The organism is Flagellimonas meridianipacifica (assembly GCF_003001695.1).
Lineage (GTDB): Bacteria > Bacteroidota > Bacteroidia > Flavobacteriales > Flavobacteriaceae > Flagellimonas > Flagellimonas meridianipacifica.
Genome location: NZ_PVYX01000002.1, coordinates 602,006 through 617,602 on the forward strand (window position 1 = coordinate 602,006; position 15,597 = coordinate 617,602).

The window sequence follows — 15,597 nt, forward strand, 5'->3', positions numbered from 1 at the left end:
TTGTTCAAAAGTTGAATCCTGCCTCAATCCCGAACCCTATGGAACTGCTAATCACATTTGAGTTGGAAAGTCTGCCTATTGCATTGAGGCCCAGGACAAGTCCAAATTCAGGAAAGGGGATAAAAAGAAAACCGGTACTGGCCGTACCTCCAATCAGAAACCGCGTAGTTCTATCGCCGTTTTGACTTTCTATGGTTTCTACACCGGGAAAAGCACCTAATCCAAGATTGAAGTAGAACCCGCTGCCTAAATATTCATATCCATCAAAACCAAACCCTAGGGAATAGGTATCTACCTCTTTTATATCTTTGTTTTCCAAAAAGTCTCCATCAATAGTGGTATTTCCGAAACTCAATGTTATCGGTATGACAAATTCTTCCGATTGCTTTTCAAATTCCCTATACTGTATGGACCAACTTTGATAGTTTCTACTTGAAACACGTTCAAACGTTACCATATGAACCGTTGGTAGATTAAGTGAATCTGATGCTGTTTGCGCTACAGTGCTTAAGGGAAAAACAGATAAAGAGATAAATAATATACAGCTAGCAAGAAATCGCATGGTAGTATCTTTTATTGGATTAATTCTACGGCGAAGGACGCCAAATGAATCATCCCAAAATTTGACCTACATCAAAAAATTAGAACTTAGCCCTAATTCGACTTAAAGTTTCAAGCGAAATGTTCAAATAGGAAGCGATATGCGTGAGTTTAATATGCTGAAGCAATTCCGGGGCTTGAGTAAGCAACTTTTCATAACGTTCCGTAGCAGTTAATGTTCTAAGGTCCAGAAGGTCTTCCTCCAACGCACCTGCATGAATTTCTGTTAGTAGCAAGTCTAGCTCCAGTAGCCGTGGAAACCTTTTCTTCGCGGCTTCCCATTGTTCCCGATGTGTTATGCTCACCTTTACATCCGTCAAACAATCAATAAATTCGGTACTTGGTTGCTGAAAAGTGTAGCTTGTATATGCCAGTGCGATATCGTCCTCAAAGCAAAAGTCGGTAGTGATCTCCTTCCCATTTTGAATATAGTATTTACGAACAATACCACTTCGAACATGAAAACTTTTACGGCACACGCTCCCGGCGCTCAGTAAAATATCTCCTTTATTAAAAAACTTGGTTTTCTCTATCTTATCAAGAAAAAGTTGAGTTTTTAAATCCAATGAAGCTACGAGTTGCTCAATCTTTTCAAAATGTTTTACCATTCTCTATTTTAACGATTGGTATTGGAGGTTTTTTTCCTGTTTAGTCGGTGTAAATATTCGATGTTGAGATTTATCTCAACGATTAGTAATCGAATGGCTTTCAGATTAAAAAAAAGCCAAAATCTACCCATAAGTTTGAAGTTAGTGAATTGTGATTAGAAATTACAGGTCCAGTGGTATGAGGGCGTTTTTCTTTTCGTGCTCCAACAACCATTTTTTTCGTTCTATTCCACCGCTATACCCGGTCATTTTACCATCTTTTCCTATAACTCGATGACAAGGGATAAGGATGGAAATCCGATTATGACCGTTTGCAGCGGCCACTGCTCGTACCGCTTTTGGATTACTCATTTTTTCTGCCTGTTGTTGATACGTTGAGGTTTTTCCGTACTCGATTTTTTGCAAGTGTTTCCAAACCAAGTTTTGAAAATCTGTTCCTGGGGTTACCAGTTTTACCTCGAAATCTTTTCTTTTTCCCGTAAAGTATTCAGCAATTTCTTTTTTCAATTGTTTGATGTGTTCATTCTCTCCAGTGATAATGTTGGCTTTTAATCGTCCTTGCAAATCTTTGAATTCGGTTTCCAGCATTTTTCTATCTACAAATTCCAAAAGACATACGCCATCTTCCGTGGCACAGACAAACATTGGACCTAGAGGTGTTGTTAAACGACTTATTAGAATTACATTCTCGGTTTTGCTGTTTATTGGCGAATTACCCAGCAATTTTTTAAATGTGTAACCAAATCCACTTAAAGATTCGTATCCCGAATCAAAAGCTGTTGCCGTTGTCTTTTTTCCATTTTTGAGCTCCTGAAAAGCAACATTGATTCGATACATTCTTTGGTAGGCTTGAAACGTAATCCCATAGTTTTTTTTGAACCATCTCCGAACAATTTCTGGACTTATCCTCATTTGGCGAAGCTGCTCATCAGTTATCTTATTTTTAGGATTTTCCTGAACCAATTGTATTGCTTTCTGAACTTTTTCCGGTGCTTCGTTCGCATTTTCGGTAGGTTTACACACCTTGCAAGGTCTATAGCCGTTGTCCAAAGCATCTTTGACCGTGGTAAAAAACTCTACGTTTTCTTTTTTAGGTTTTCTTGCCCTACAGGTTGCAATACAAAAGACAGAGGTGGTTTTTACACCAACAAAAAAGATACCTACAAAGTCTTTCTTCCTTTCCAATAAGGCCTTATAATACCTATCAATGGTCTTGTTTTCTGTAATTCGCATTAAAAAAGGGTTTTAAAGGATTGTTGGGTCAAAATATCTTTGGTCACGGTCTTAAATTGATTGTACATATGGTCAAAAACAAAATTGCCCATACTTATCCTTTTGACGCCTATATCCTGCAATGTCTTAAAATTAGGAAGATTAGGCATGCACATTACATTGATTGGCAACTTGGTGCTCTGTGTTATTTCCTTTGTATCTGAAATTTGCTCGAGACATGGAACAAAAATTCCGTTTGCTCCAGCACCTTCATATAGTTTTATTCTTCTTTTGGTTTCTTGAATTGGCGTTGGATGACCCAAAAGGAAAACGTCCGTTCTCACATTGATGAAAATCTCAATCTTTTCTTCTTTAAGGATTTGGGTTACCTCAGAAAGCGCCCGTGCAAATGTTTCTGCATCCAATAAAGTTCTGGTCTTGTTGACGATACTGTCCTCAATATTAATTCCAGCTACTCCCAAGTCTGCTAAACTTTTGATATGCTCCGAAATTTCCTTTGGATTTCGACTGTAACCAGATTCCAAATCAACAGAAAGCGGTAGACTCGAATTTACTGTTATTCGTTTTACGATGTACTCCAATTCGGAAAATGACATTTCCTCACCATCTTGATATCCCAAAAGTGAAGCTATTGCCGAACTTGAAGTTCCAATTGCCTGAAAGTTTAGTTTTTCGGCCACCATGGCGCTGGGAACGTCCCAGACATTGGCAATTAATAGAGGTTCGTCTTGAAAATGTAAGTCCTTAAAATCCATATTAGTTAAGATTGAGCGATAGGTTGAAAATAGTTCTTGTGTTTCGTCTTATTGTTTTGTTGTTAAATGCTGCTCCAAGGCACAATGGGATACCAATGGAACCCCATTCGAAACCATGGTTGAGAAAAAAGCAAATTCCAGAGGTGTAGATTAGGGAATCTGAATTTTGGTCTTGGTTGGGAACAAAGGTTACTTCCCCAAACCAGTTGATGTTCAGATTTAAGTTTGACTGAAGTTTCTTTGTTTTCAGGGTTGTCCCGAAAAAAGTATAACATCCATAAATGTCATTGCTGCCCATAAATGTGGCTATCTCAATGAATTTTGATTTATGTGAAAACCCAGTTCCAATGGAGATTATGGGACTATAGCTTATTTCACTTTGGTTGAAGTTATAGTTGACTACCTGAGGGGTGCGTAAAAACAAATTTGATTTTAGGTCTTGGGCAAGACACCAAAGAGGAATCATTACTGCTGCCAATAGAAAATAACTTGGTTTTGATTTCATACAGCAAAATTGAACTGATGAAATCGTATTGGCAACCGAAAATTGGACAAGTATTTTTTTTAGTACCTAAAGGTCCAGAACAGTCTTTATGTTTTGGAGGTGTTATTTGTAACTCAGACTGATTTACAACTCATTTTGGTTAGTTCTTTAGTCCAGTGTCCAGCTTTTTTCTAACCTCTCTCAATACCTTTTTGTGCAAACGATCTTCATATTCTTCAAGAAACAACTCAACGGATTCCCTATCTGTCTTGGACAATTCTCTAAGAGCCCATGAAAGAGCTTTCACAATCATGTCGTGATGATCATCAACAACCTTCCGGCAAATGGCCAATGTCCGTTTGCTATCACCAAGTCCTCCTTTTGCTTTTAGATTTAACGAAACTGTTGCTACAACTCCTATTCGCCTCATCCAGTGATTGTCAGATGTTAAATAGTGTTCAACTTTTTCTGTACCGATTGAATTTTCTCTCCAAGCACATCCCACTATCATAATGGCGAAGCTGTCAACGGATAGCCAATTATCCAGATTCTTCTCTATGCTTTCAATATACCCTTTGGTCAATGAATTGTAAAGGTCTTTCTGTGATTGAAGATATTCAAATGCAATCTGTTGTAGTTCAAAAATCTCTTTGTCAACCAAACCTTTGATTAATTCCAACTTCTCTTTTGTCTCGAATAGTTTGGTCTCCTTTTTTAACTCCTTAAGTACGATTTTTAAGTTGGGAACACTTACCCCGATGACTTGCATTCTAGTAGGATATGATTTTTTGGCAAATTCAATCCGTTTTTCATCTGCAAACTCTTCAAGTGATTGCTGAATATCTTCTATTAACCTTTTCATATTCATTGCTAAGGCTCCGTTTACTGATTGGTATTGAATTAGTCTTATTTTGTGGAGGGTGTAATTAGTCCGATTAGGTTGCCCGCCACATCCTTAAACCACGCAAACTCCCGACCATCAGGCAGTTTTATAGGGTTTACAAATATTTCACCCCCATTTGATTCAATGGCTTTTAAATCAGAATGAAGGGAATCAGTTTCAATATAAACCGTGACATAATTTTGGGGGTCATTTGGCCCCAATTGATTGATGTGTCCGCTTAATGTGTCTTCTTTCCCAGTATCAATTATGGCAGAATTTCCATGTTTCGTTAAGCTCCAATCAAAAACTGTTTGATAAAAGGCAGATGTTTTATCAATATCACTGCATCCTATTTCAAAATGTACTACTGTTCTCTTCATGTTTTCTAAATTAAGGCAAATGGTCCCGAATACTATTATGTTCTGACGGTTTGTTCGAGACAATGACTGGGGTGGCGAGCGGTCAAGGTGTGTTTGCTTTGCTGAATTCCAACCGTTTGCTGTAAGTTTTTGTTATTGGTGTGATACATCATAATAAATTACGGCCATTGCTGCAGTCTCTTATCTTTTGTCAATGGTTCTTTTTGCTCTTTTGATAATCTTTTCGGTTTCCCTGGTTGGGGATTCTATTTTCCATCTATCACAAAGGTTTATCACAAACTCGGGCTTTGTTTTACTAGCATCGTTCAGCCAATTCCCAACACTATCTTGAACATATTTTGAGCTATCGGATTTTAAGTTTTCCAAAATCGGCAAGGCTATTTCGGGATTTTTTTTAAGTCTTTCAATATGCTTGCACCAAACACCCCTTGGCCGAGTTGACTCAGTGGTAAACCTTCTTATATTTTCGTCTTCACTACTTGTCCATTCATATAAAACTGTAATAGATTTCTCCAAATTCTTATCAATCTCCGGTCGTAAAGCCATCCAAACCACTTCTCTCACTCCAAAATGCTTGTCTGCCACTAATTTTTGGGACTTAGCTAGTTTCTCATCAATAGTCAGGTTTTCATTGAGTCCAATTAAATAGGGTGAATAGCAACGAATCGAATCGGATGAATGGGAACTTAATTTATTGAACACTTCATCCAGTTTTTCGGTTTTGAAGTATAGCTGATACAGTGTTGAACCTATCACTTTTGTTGTGTTCATTGTGGAAGGTTTCTTTTGTGATTTAATTTCCTTTGAAATCAGATTGATTTCTCCTTGGTCAAATCCCAGCTCAGCAAATACTATTTCGATAAGTTTTAAGTGATCAACTCCTAACCATTCGGTCAGATTTACCGTTTCGATTTTTCCACTGTTTAGCAACTCGATAACTTCAGTGGGAATATCTTGAGTTTTTCTTGCCCCTTTTCTGTTTAGTATTTCTGGATTCATTTGTTCGCTTTGATTGGCTACAACAGTCTCGGCTATGAATAGTTACGAAGCAATTACTTATAGCCATTGTTACCGTTAGTATGTATTCAATTCAATAATTCGTATAGTTCGTTCATTCCAAAGAACACCTGTGCTCCGGCTTTTTTGAATTCATCCTTATTTTTTTGATTGACAAGTGCGTAAACATCAAACCCACCATTTAATCCAGCTTTAATTCCTACCATACTGTCTTCAATAACTGCACATTGATTTGGTTTAAATCCCATTTCTTCAGCGGCATACTCAAAAATCCTTGGATTCGGTTTCCAGCTTCCAATTTCATAAGAACTAAATATTCGATTTTCAAACTTTTCAATCAGATGGGTTGTTGTTAAGTTCAATCTTATTTTTTCCACTGGTCCGCTTGATGCTACACAAAAAGGTATTTCAATTTGGTCAAGTAGGTTATGTATTCCTTCAATCGGTTTTAAATCCGTTTTAAATGCTGAAAAAGTCCGACTCCTAAATTTCTTTTCAAACTCATTAGGGAGAGGCTTTTCAATTCGCTTTTCAATATATTCGAGACAGCTTTTTAAAGATTTTCCTGCAAAACTTTCAAGAGCGTATTCCATTTCAATTTTTGCTCCGATTTCATTCGCCATCTCTACAAGAATCGAATTTGAAATTTCTTCACTATCGACGAGTATTCCGTCACAATCAAAAATTATGCATTTATATTTCAATAGACTTTTGGTTTTTAGTTGTTCTTTTGGTGCAGTGCAATTCGATTCCCTTCGCTGTCTTCAAACTCTGCTACAGAACCGAGTTCTCCAATCGATGTAATTGGATAGAGAATCGTCCCACCATTCTCCACAATGTTTTCCAGTGTGTTTTCTATGTCTAAGGTATTAAAGTAGATAATTACACCATCTTTGGTCGGTTTGTAAGTTTTACCTTTTGCCAATGCGCCAGTAATTCCAAACTGTCCATTTTTAAATGGAAACAAAGCCATTTCGTTGTGGTCAATAATTTGTTTATCAAAATCAAAATGAAATACAGAACCATAGAATTTTATTGCACGGTCAATATCGTAAACAGGTATTTCAAAGTATACCACTGGATTTTCAAACGTTCGCTTAGTTTCCTTCATCGTATTCTCTGAATGGTCGGTTTTACAAGAAATCATAGTCATCATAAGAAAACAGGTGAGCATTGCAGTACTTGTTATAACTTTTGATATGTTCCATAATTCTCTCAAGTTATCGCTAGTGATTTCATATAACTATCAGGGATAGGGTTATGTATTTTAATTTTCCATTAAGCATTGTTGTAACACATTTTTATTTCGTTCAGTATTATTTCCACTTTGTTGTTCAACTCAGTTGCTCCGTTTAATTGCAAGACTTTACAATCCAGTATTTCCATCCAATTGTTATGAACTTTTAAAGAACGACCATCGAAGTCTGGGTTTTCATATTGGTTTGCCCATTCCAGAAATGCTTTTGAGTTTTGTTGGATTTTTTTATCAGTCAAAAGTTTTTCTCCGTACCGTTCAATTTCCCGTTTTTTCAGCCTTTCCATTCGTTTAGTACTTTCCATTCGAATAAAAATGGCTAAATCAAACGCAGTTTCCCATTCCTTACCCCAACTTACCAATGAGCCGGTAACTACAACATTAGCAAACTTTTTGAAGTCCACTTTCAGATTTTTATTCCTTTCAATTAGAGGTATTTTTTCTTGAAAAGGCGGGTTGGCTTTTTTCCAATAATAGTCATCAGCGTCCAAGTGCTTAAAATCTGTCCTTTTCTCGATTTCATTCCCTAAAGTCGTTGTTCCTGAACCAGACGCTCCAAAAAGCAATATTTTCATTTTAAAGGACTATTATTATTGGTTTGGCTATGTGGGTTACAAGGTTTTTATAAAGATACGTCAAACGGAAACATCAATTCGCCAATCATAGCAGGCTTTATGGGGGAGTGGGTATGGTTAGGGTATTAAAGTTTTAGAAAACCACCAAAATGATAGATAAAGAAACTTTTGTTGAAACCTTGAACCTTGAAGCGTTGAAACAAAACAAGGTTCAAGTGTAAAGATCAATCCGGTAATAGAAATAAAACCTTAGAATGTGAGCTGTAAATCACCAGAATCCAAGCCTACATGGCAGCAATCCGTACTTACTGTATAATCGCTGCTCACAACCTCTTCATCATTTATAAATCCTTTAAACTGAATTTGTCTCTCCTCATTGAGGTCAAGTATGCCGTCTTGAGTCAACGGGTACAGTCCAGTTTCTCTGGCAGCGATCCTTTCGGATTCTGAAAGGGAAATGGTCATATCATTTCCGTTGGCCAAATTGGTGACCGTAAATGAGTCCAATGCAACTGGATTTTCATCTTGATCCGTTACCGAAACGTTGATTCGGATAAAAACCAGCGTGCAAATGGTCTCTTCACATTGGGCGTTCGTATCATCATTGGCATCATCATCAGAGTTGCAGGAAGTCTGCCAAAGGGATAATACAAGAGAAAGAGTTGCTAGAAAAAGTTTGTTACTATTGATCATGTTTTTTGATTTTTAGTCTAGACGTCAAAAAACAAGGAAGGTTGTGTTAAGAGTATGATAAACTATTGTTCTTTTAACACTCAAAAAGATATTCTTTTACCAGAAGGAAGACATGTTTCGAGGGAAAGATGTAAAATGTATTCACCGCCCATCGGGGTGTTAACACTGCCCTCCGATTCTATGACCTAGCGGTGTATAGTCTGTAATCTATCTGGCCCGACAGAAACAATCTTGATGGGTACTTCCAACTCTTCTTCCAAAAAAGCGATGTAATCGTTTAGGGCTGGTGGTAATTCCTCAGCTTTGGTCATTTTTGTCAAATCCTTGGACCAGCCTTTTAAACTTTTATAGATAGGGGAAAGATTGTCGCTTTCAATATTGTAGGGCAAATGTTGTATTTCTTCACCTTTATACTTGTAGGCTGTACATACCTTTAGGGTTTCAAAACCGCTCAGCACATCTGCCTTCATCATCATAAGTTCCGTAACCCCGTTAACTTGTACTGCATATTTAAGGGCAACCAAATCCAGCCAACCACAGCGTCTGGGGCGCCCGGTAGTGGCACCAAATTCATTGCCTACGCGTCCCATAGTTTCACCGTCCTTATCAAAAAGTTCGGTAGGGAAAGGACCACTGCCCACACGAGTGGTATAGGCCTTAAAAATACCTAGTACTCGCCCAATTTTATTAGGGGCTACTCCCAGTCCTGTACAAGCTCCTGCAGCCGTGGTATTGGATGAGGTTACGTATGGATATGTACCGAAGTCAATGTCCAAAAGAGAACCTTGGGCGCCTTCGGCCAAGATTTTTTTGCCTTCGCGCTGGGCGTTGAAAATGTATTCTTCGCTATCAATAAAGGTGAGTTTTTTTAGGGTATCCACACCTTCACAGAATTCGTCTTCAAGTTCCTTTAGGTCGTATTGGATATCCACATTGTAAAAGTCAATCATGGCCTCATGCTTATTGGCCAGATTACGATACTTGGTTTTCCAGGTATCAAACTCTAAATCTCCCACACGCAAACCGTTTCTTCCCGTTTTGTCCATGTAGGTGGGACCGATACCCTTTAAGGTTGAACCTATTTTCGCTTTTCCCTTGGCCGTTTCAGATGCAGCATCCAAAAGGCGGTGGGTTGGTAAAATCAAATGTGCTTTACGAGATATCAGAAGCTTTTTAGTGTAGTCCAGGTCAAACTTTTCCAAATTGTCCAGCTCCCTTTTAAAAATAACCGGGTCTATTACAACCCCATTACCCACTACGTTCATTGCATTTTCATGAAAAATACCGGAGGGAATGGTGTGGAGCACATGTTTTATACCATCAAATTCCAAAGTATGCCCTGCATTGGGTCCTCCCTGAAAGCGGGCGATGATGTCGTAATCTTTGGTAAGAACATCAACAATCTTTCCTTTTCCCTCGTCTCCCCATTGGAGACCAAGCAGTAAATCTACCATGAAATGTGTGTGGTTAGTCGGTTAGGTTTTCTTCTTTGTTTCGGGTTCCGTAAAAATAAAGCGAGTGGTTGTTTATTTTGATATCAAAAACCTCCTCAATGGTTTTTTTTATGGATTGGATACGCGGGTCACAGAATTCCACCACCTCTCCTGTATCGGTAAGGATTACGTGGTCGTGCTGATGGTCAAAATAGGATTTTTCGTATTGGGCCTGATTTTTACCAAACTGATGCTTTCTAACCAACTTGCAGTCCAATAAGAGTTCAATGGTGTTGTAGAGCGTGGCACGGCTTACCCTGTAGTTTTTGGTCTTCATTTTGATGTAAAGCGATTCTACATCAAAATGGTCGTCACTATCATAGATTTCTTGCAGAATGGCATAGCGTTCTGGAGTCTTTCGGTGCCCCTTTTCCTCCAAAAAAGAAGTGAAGACATTCTTTACAATTTCCTGATTTTTACTGTTCCCCATGGTTCGTTCCAAAACTAAAGGACAAAGGTACGCTAAAATTTAAATTCTGTCCACCTTGTCTATTCCCTCAATCTGTTTCAAATTGTTGATAAGCTTTTTCAAAATGGTGTTATTCTTTACGACCAGTGCAATTTTTCCCTTGAATGTTCCGCCATCCGCACTAAAATTGAGGTTGCGCATGTTCACGTGCATATTATCCGAGATAATGTTGGTAATCTCGTTTACTAGACCCAGATTGTCAATTCCGGTCAGTTCAATATCTACTGTGAACTCCTCTTGAGTGGAATCTATCCATTTGGCAGGCATTATGCGGTATGCGTAGTTCGACTGCATGGAAATGGCATTCGGGCAGTTTTTTTTGTGCACTTTAATGCCATCGCTTACACTTAAAAAGCCGAAAACATCATCCCCTGGAATAGGATTGCAGCATTGAGAGAGTTTGTATGCAAGCTTTTCTTCCTCCTTGCCAAAAACAAGCATGTCGTATTTGGCAGTAATTTCATCTTTGTTGACATCTTTGGGAGCTGGATTTCTTCGGATTTTGTTCTTGAAAAAATTCAAGAAAGCGTTGTGGTAGGTAGAAGCAAATTCTTTCAGCTTTTGGTTGTCAATAACCCCGATACCTACACGATAGAAAAGGTCCAAGCTGGTCTTTAGTTTGAAATACTGTACCAACTTGTTGACTGTATCCTCATTGAGGTCGATTTTTTGGGATTTCAGCTTTCTACGCAAAATTTCCTTCCCTTCAGCTGCAATGGCCTTTTTCTCTTCGCTAAGGGAAGACCGAATTTTAGCTCTAGCACGAGCGGTTTGGGCGTAATCCAGCCAGCTCTGGTTGGGTTTTGCAATTTCTGAGGTGATAATCTCAACCTGGTCTCCACTATGAAGTGGGGTTCCCAATGGTACCAATTTTCCATTTACCCGAGCCCCACGGGTCTTCATCCCAATTTCTGTATGTATATGGAAGGCAAAATCAAGCGCAGTGGCACCTTTGGGCATGGATTTTAAATCACCCTTGGGAGTGAACACAAAAATCTCTTTGGAATACAGGTTGAGCTTAAATTCTTCCACAAAGTCGACCGCATTCCCATTGGAAGTTTCCAGGGCTTCTTGTAAGCGGTTCAACCATTCTTCTATACCCTGCTCTTTTTGTTCTCCATGCTTGTACTTAAAGTGGGCCGCATATCCTTTTTCTGCAATTTCATGCATTCGCTCACTGCGAATCTGTACTTCTACCCATTTTCCTTCGGGCCCCATAACGGTAATGTGCAGTGCTTCATAACCCGTCGATTTTGGGGAGGTTATCCAATCCCTTAAACGGATTGGGTTGGGGGTGAAGTGATCCGTTACAATGGAATAGATTTTCCACGCAAGGAACTTTTCATTCTTTCTATCAGACTTATAAATAATACGGATGGCAAACTTGTCGTATACCTCGTCAAAAGACACATTTTGAGCCTTCATTTTCCTGCGGATGGAAAAAGTGGACTTCATTCGACCCTTAATCTCGTAGTTGAGCCCTTCCTTGTCCAAAGAATTTCTAATTACATTCGAAAAATCCTCAATATAGGCGAGTTGCTCTTCCTCTGTATTTTCAATCTTTGCTTGAATGTCTTTATACACCTCGGGCTCGGTATACTTTAAGCTCAGGTCCTCCAGATGTGTTTTGATATTGTAAAGCCCAATGCGATGAGCCAACGGAGCATAGATATAAAGTGTTTCCGAAGCTATTTTCACTTGTTTGTGCTCAGGCATGGCATCCATAGTGAGCATATTGTGATAGCGATCGGCAATTTTTATAATGATAACCCGTACATCATCATGGAGTGTCAACAGCATTTTTCTAAAATTCTCTGCTTGTTGACTAATGTCCTTATCCTTTTTTAGGTGTGCTATTTTTGTAAGGCCGTCTACTATGCGCGCTACGGTCTCTCCGAACATACGTTCAATATCATCCAAGGTGTATTCCGTATCCTCAACAACATCGTGGAGTAGGGCGGAAGCAATGGAAACTGCATCCAAACCAATCTTTGAAGCAACTATTTTGGCCACAGCAATAGGATGGAAGATATAAGCTTCACCGGATTTTCTCCGCTGGTCCTTATGTGCGTCCACGGCAACATCGAATGCCGAGCGTATCAGCTTTTTATCCTCTGGAGTGAGGGTCTGGTAGCTGATGCGTAGCAATTCCTTGTATTGCTTTGCAATTTCTTTGTTCTCTTTTTCTATAGCTGCCTCCGTCATAGTAAATTAAAGTTACCACAATCCCAAAATGTAAACAACAAAAATTATGCCTTTAAGTTACGTATGCGTTCCACCAAAGGTGGGTGTGAATAGTGAACGAACACATAGGCTGGGTGTGGCGTGAGATTGCTCAAACTATTCTTAGACAGTTTTTTGAGTGAAGTGATCAATGGTGTCGCAGCAAATGTCATTTTGGCATAGTCATCTGCTTGAAATTCAAACCTTCTTGATAAATAATTCATGGCCAATCCCGTGATTTCTGAAATAGGGCTGTACAGCAAAACAAAACCTACCAACCCTGCATGAAAACTTGGTTGGGACACTCCAATTGCTAACGAAATCTCCGGAGTATTTATGAAAAGGGAAAGAACATAAAGAGTCAATCCTGTTAGTGCCAGGGAAGCCACCAGATTGAAAATGATATGCTTCTTTTTGTAATGTCCCACCTCATGCGCCAAGACAGCTACAATTTCTTCTTCATTCAAGTCATTGATAAGCGTATCGAACAAGGTTATTCGCTTCTCCCGTCCAAAACCGGAAAAGTAAGCATTTGCCTTGGTTGAACGTTTGGAACCATCTATCACGAAAATCTTGTTCAGCTCAAAACCCACTTGTTTCGCATAGTTTTCAATGGCGTGTTTCAGACTGCCGTCATCTAGTGGTGTCTGTTTGTTAAACAATGGAACAAAAAAGCGACTGTAAAACAGATTCATGAACAGAATAACCACGGCAAAGAGAATCCAGGTGTATATCCAAAACTTAGGACCTGTCCATTGATAAAACCAGATGAACAATGCTAAAATGCCTCCTCCAATCAGAATGGTCAACAACCAGCCCTTCAGGATGTCCACAAAAAAGAGACGCTTGGTCGTTTTGTTAAAACCATAGGCTTCTTCAATGGTGAATGTCTGGTAATATGAAAAAGGGATGCCGACAATATTGCTTCCCAATGCTATGAGACCAAAGAAAAGCAATGCCATGGGTATTACGTCCTCGATAACGGAGCGTACCAATGAATCTATCCACTCAAACCCTCCAAACCATAGAAAGGCTAAAGTGAAAACCAGTGAAAATCCATCCGAAAAGAGACTAAATCGATATTTGGTACGCTTGTATCGCTGCGATTTTTGGTATTCCTCGTTGTTAAAAACATCTTTAAGTTCTTCGGGCACAGTAGAAGAAAAACGTTGGGCGTTTAGGTATTCCAACAGCTGGTGAACCAGATATTGCGCCACAAGAATAAAGATAATAATGTAGAATAGCGTAGTTTCTCCCATAGGCTAAAATCCTCTTTGACGCGCAGCTTCAAAGATAAGAATTGCGGCCGACACGGATACGTTCATGGAGTCTATTTCGCCCTTCATAGGGATAATTAGATTTTCATCGGAATTTTTCAACCATTCGTCGGTCAAACCTGAAGATTCCGTGCCGACCACTAGTGCCAATGGTCCAGTAAGATTGGATTCCGTATAGGTTTTTGAAGCCGATAGGGCCGCACAACGAATACTGATTCTGTTGTTTTTTAATAACGATATAATTTCTTCGGTACTTCCCAATCCTATCTGAGAAGTAAAAACGCAGCCTACGCTAGAACGTATAATATTGGGATTGTAAACATCCGATTTTGGATTTGCGATTAAAACAGCATCTAATCTAGCCGCATCTGCTGTGCGAAGTAAAGCTCCTATATTACCCGGTTTTTCGGGAGCTTCGGCAACCAAAACAAGTGGGTTTTTGGAGGAAAAATGAATATTCTCCAAGGTATGGGATTTACCTTGTGCAACAGCTAAAATCCCTTCAGTTGACTGTCTGTAGGCAAGTTTTTGATAAACTGCATAGCTAACTTCAACACATGAAGTTTCGGGAAAATCTGCTATAAAATCTTCAATGGAAAAATCAATAATTTCTTTGGAATACAGTAGTTGGTCAATGGTATACCCACCCTTTTTCGCCAATTGTATTTCCCGTTTTCCCTCAATTACAAAAAGACCTGTTTTTTTGCGCTCTCTGGATTTTTCTTGGAGCAGCTTTATCTTTTTTATCAAAGGATTCTGGATACTGCTTATCAGTTTATCATGAATCATGGTTTCAAAAGTACATTTTCTTGTAATCTTGTATATCCATATCCGACAAAACGCAAAACAACTTAAAAATGAGAAAAATAGGTATTGTAGTATTGATTTTGGCCATTGCGGCCTGTAAACCTGCCCCTAAGAAAGAGGAGGTAAAGGAAGAAATTGTAGAAATTGAAAAACCTAAGTACCCAGAAGCTTTGGGCAAAGTACTTGAACGACATGGAGGGATGGATGCCTGGAGACAAAAGAGAACCATGACGTATGCTTTACAAAAACCAAATTTTAAGGAGGTGCATACTATTGATTTATACTCAAGAAAGGATAGAATTGACACTGAAATCTTTTCAATGGGATTTGACGGTGAGCAAGCTTGGTTATTGGATACCGAAAAGAAGTACACCGGTAACGTTGGGTTTTACCATAATCTAATATTCTACTTCTATGCCATGCCCTTTGTTCTGGCGGATGAAGGCATTATTTATGGGGACACCGAGGATTTGGAATTTGAAGGCAAGAACTATCCTGGCATTGAAATCAGTTATGAAAGTGGAGTAGGTGCCTCCTCTAAAGACCAGTACTTTATTCATTATGACCCTGATACTAATGAAATGGCTTGGTTGGGCTATACGGTAACCTATCGCAGTGGCGAAGTTTCGGATAATGTCAAATGGATTCGATATGATGATTGGACCGACATTAATGGTGTAGTATTGCCCAATTCAATCTCATGGTACAAATATGAAGGAAGAACGCTTTTGGAACCAGCGAATACTTTGACTTTTGAATCTGTTTCTTTGTCTACTGATGCTAAAGAAGCCGATTTTTATGAAAAACCTGAAGGTGCTGAATTTGTTGAGATAAAGAAGAACTAG

General features: G+C 38.9%; 18 protein-coding genes. 1 reads left to right on the top strand and 17 read right to left on the bottom strand.

Features of this window, described 5'->3' with window-relative positions; translation table 11 throughout:
- Window positions 1–4 precede the first annotated feature (4 nt).
- The 17 genes from CLV81_RS12665 to CLV81_RS12745 form a co-directional block, all read right to left on the bottom strand.
- The gene (locus CLV81_RS12665; protein ID WP_146129897.1) at window positions 5–562 is read right to left on the bottom strand and encodes a hypothetical protein; all 558 of its coding nucleotides are present in this window, start codon (window positions 560–562) and stop codon (window positions 5–7) included.
- Between the two features lie 79 nt (window positions 563–641).
- Window positions 642–1,208, bottom strand: a complete 567-nt coding sequence (locus CLV81_RS12670) for a Crp/Fnr family transcriptional regulator (protein ID WP_106145480.1) — start codon at window positions 1,206–1,208, stop codon at window positions 642–644.
- Window positions 1,209–1,370: 162 nt separating this feature from the next.
- Entirely contained in the window at window positions 1,371–2,441 is a 1,071-nt protein-coding gene (locus CLV81_RS12675; protein ID WP_106145481.1) for a bifunctional transcriptional activator/DNA repair enzyme AdaA, read from the bottom strand.
- Window positions 2,441–3,196, bottom strand: a complete 756-nt coding sequence (locus tag CLV81_RS12680) for an isocitrate lyase/PEP mutase family protein (RefSeq protein WP_106145482.1) — start codon at window positions 3,194–3,196, stop codon at window positions 2,441–2,443. The genes CLV81_RS12675 and CLV81_RS12680 overlap by 1 nt, the downstream gene beginning before the upstream one ends.
- A gap of 1 nt (window position 3,197) precedes the next feature.
- Window positions 3,198–3,701 (bottom strand): hypothetical protein, encoded by a 504-nt coding sequence (locus CLV81_RS12685; RefSeq protein ID WP_106145483.1) that lies wholly within the window; start codon window positions 3,699–3,701, stop codon window positions 3,198–3,200.
- A gap of 139 nt (window positions 3,702–3,840) precedes the next feature.
- A complete protein-coding gene (locus CLV81_RS12690) occupies window positions 3,841–4,542 on the bottom strand; it encodes a DNA alkylation repair protein (RefSeq protein WP_158259125.1) in 702 nt (233 codons plus the stop codon).
- Between the two features lie 44 nt (window positions 4,543–4,586).
- Window positions 4,587–4,943, bottom strand: coding sequence for a VOC family protein (locus tag CLV81_RS12695; RefSeq protein ID WP_106145485.1), 357 nt, complete (start codon window positions 4,941–4,943; stop codon window positions 4,587–4,589).
- 180 nt (window positions 4,944–5,123) lie between these two features.
- On the bottom strand, window positions 5,124–5,942 hold the full coding sequence (locus tag CLV81_RS12700; protein WP_106145486.1) for a DNA alkylation repair protein: 819 nt from the start codon (window positions 5,940–5,942) through the stop codon (window positions 5,124–5,126).
- Between the two features lie 86 nt (window positions 5,943–6,028).
- A complete protein-coding gene (locus CLV81_RS12705; protein WP_106145487.1) occupies window positions 6,029–6,664 on the bottom strand; it encodes an HAD family hydrolase in 636 nt (211 codons plus the stop codon).
- 14 nt (window positions 6,665–6,678) lie between these two features.
- Window positions 6,679–7,134: a VOC family protein gene (locus tag CLV81_RS12710; RefSeq protein WP_245912013.1), complete on the bottom strand. Its 456-nt coding sequence runs from the start codon at window positions 7,132–7,134 to the stop codon at window positions 6,679–6,681.
- A 104-nt stretch (window positions 7,135–7,238) separates the two neighbouring features.
- Complete coding sequence (locus CLV81_RS12715; protein WP_106145488.1) at window positions 7,239–7,790, bottom strand: AAA family ATPase; 552 nt, start codon at window positions 7,788–7,790, stop codon at window positions 7,239–7,241.
- A 249-nt stretch (window positions 7,791–8,039) separates the two neighbouring features.
- Complete coding sequence (locus tag CLV81_RS12720) at window positions 8,040–8,483, bottom strand: hypothetical protein (protein WP_106145489.1); 444 nt, start codon at window positions 8,481–8,483, stop codon at window positions 8,040–8,042.
- Between the two features lie 185 nt (window positions 8,484–8,668).
- Window positions 8,669–9,937 (bottom strand): adenylosuccinate synthase, encoded by a 1,269-nt coding sequence (locus CLV81_RS12725; RefSeq protein ID WP_106145490.1) that lies wholly within the window; start codon window positions 9,935–9,937, stop codon window positions 8,669–8,671.
- Between the two features lie 13 nt (window positions 9,938–9,950).
- Window positions 9,951–10,406 (bottom strand): Fur family transcriptional regulator, encoded by a 456-nt coding sequence (locus CLV81_RS12730; protein WP_106145491.1) that lies wholly within the window; start codon window positions 10,404–10,406, stop codon window positions 9,951–9,953.
- A gap of 39 nt (window positions 10,407–10,445) precedes the next feature.
- On the bottom strand, window positions 10,446–12,650 hold the full coding sequence (locus tag CLV81_RS12735) for a RelA/SpoT family protein (protein ID WP_106145492.1): 2,205 nt from the start codon (window positions 12,648–12,650) through the stop codon (window positions 10,446–10,448).
- A gap of 44 nt (window positions 12,651–12,694) precedes the next feature.
- Complete coding sequence (locus tag CLV81_RS12740; RefSeq protein ID WP_106145493.1) at window positions 12,695–13,927, bottom strand: M48 family metallopeptidase; 1,233 nt, start codon at window positions 13,925–13,927, stop codon at window positions 12,695–12,697.
- A gap of 3 nt (window positions 13,928–13,930) precedes the next feature.
- On the bottom strand, window positions 13,931–14,734 hold the full coding sequence (locus CLV81_RS12745; protein WP_106145494.1) for a TrmH family RNA methyltransferase: 804 nt from the start codon (window positions 14,732–14,734) through the stop codon (window positions 13,931–13,933).
- A 68-nt stretch (window positions 14,735–14,802) separates the two neighbouring features.
- On the opposite strand from CLV81_RS12745, the gene CLV81_RS12750 reads away from it, so the two are divergent.
- Window positions 14,803–15,597, top strand: a complete 795-nt coding sequence (locus CLV81_RS12750) for a DUF6503 family protein (protein WP_106145495.1) — start codon at window positions 14,803–14,805, stop codon at window positions 15,595–15,597.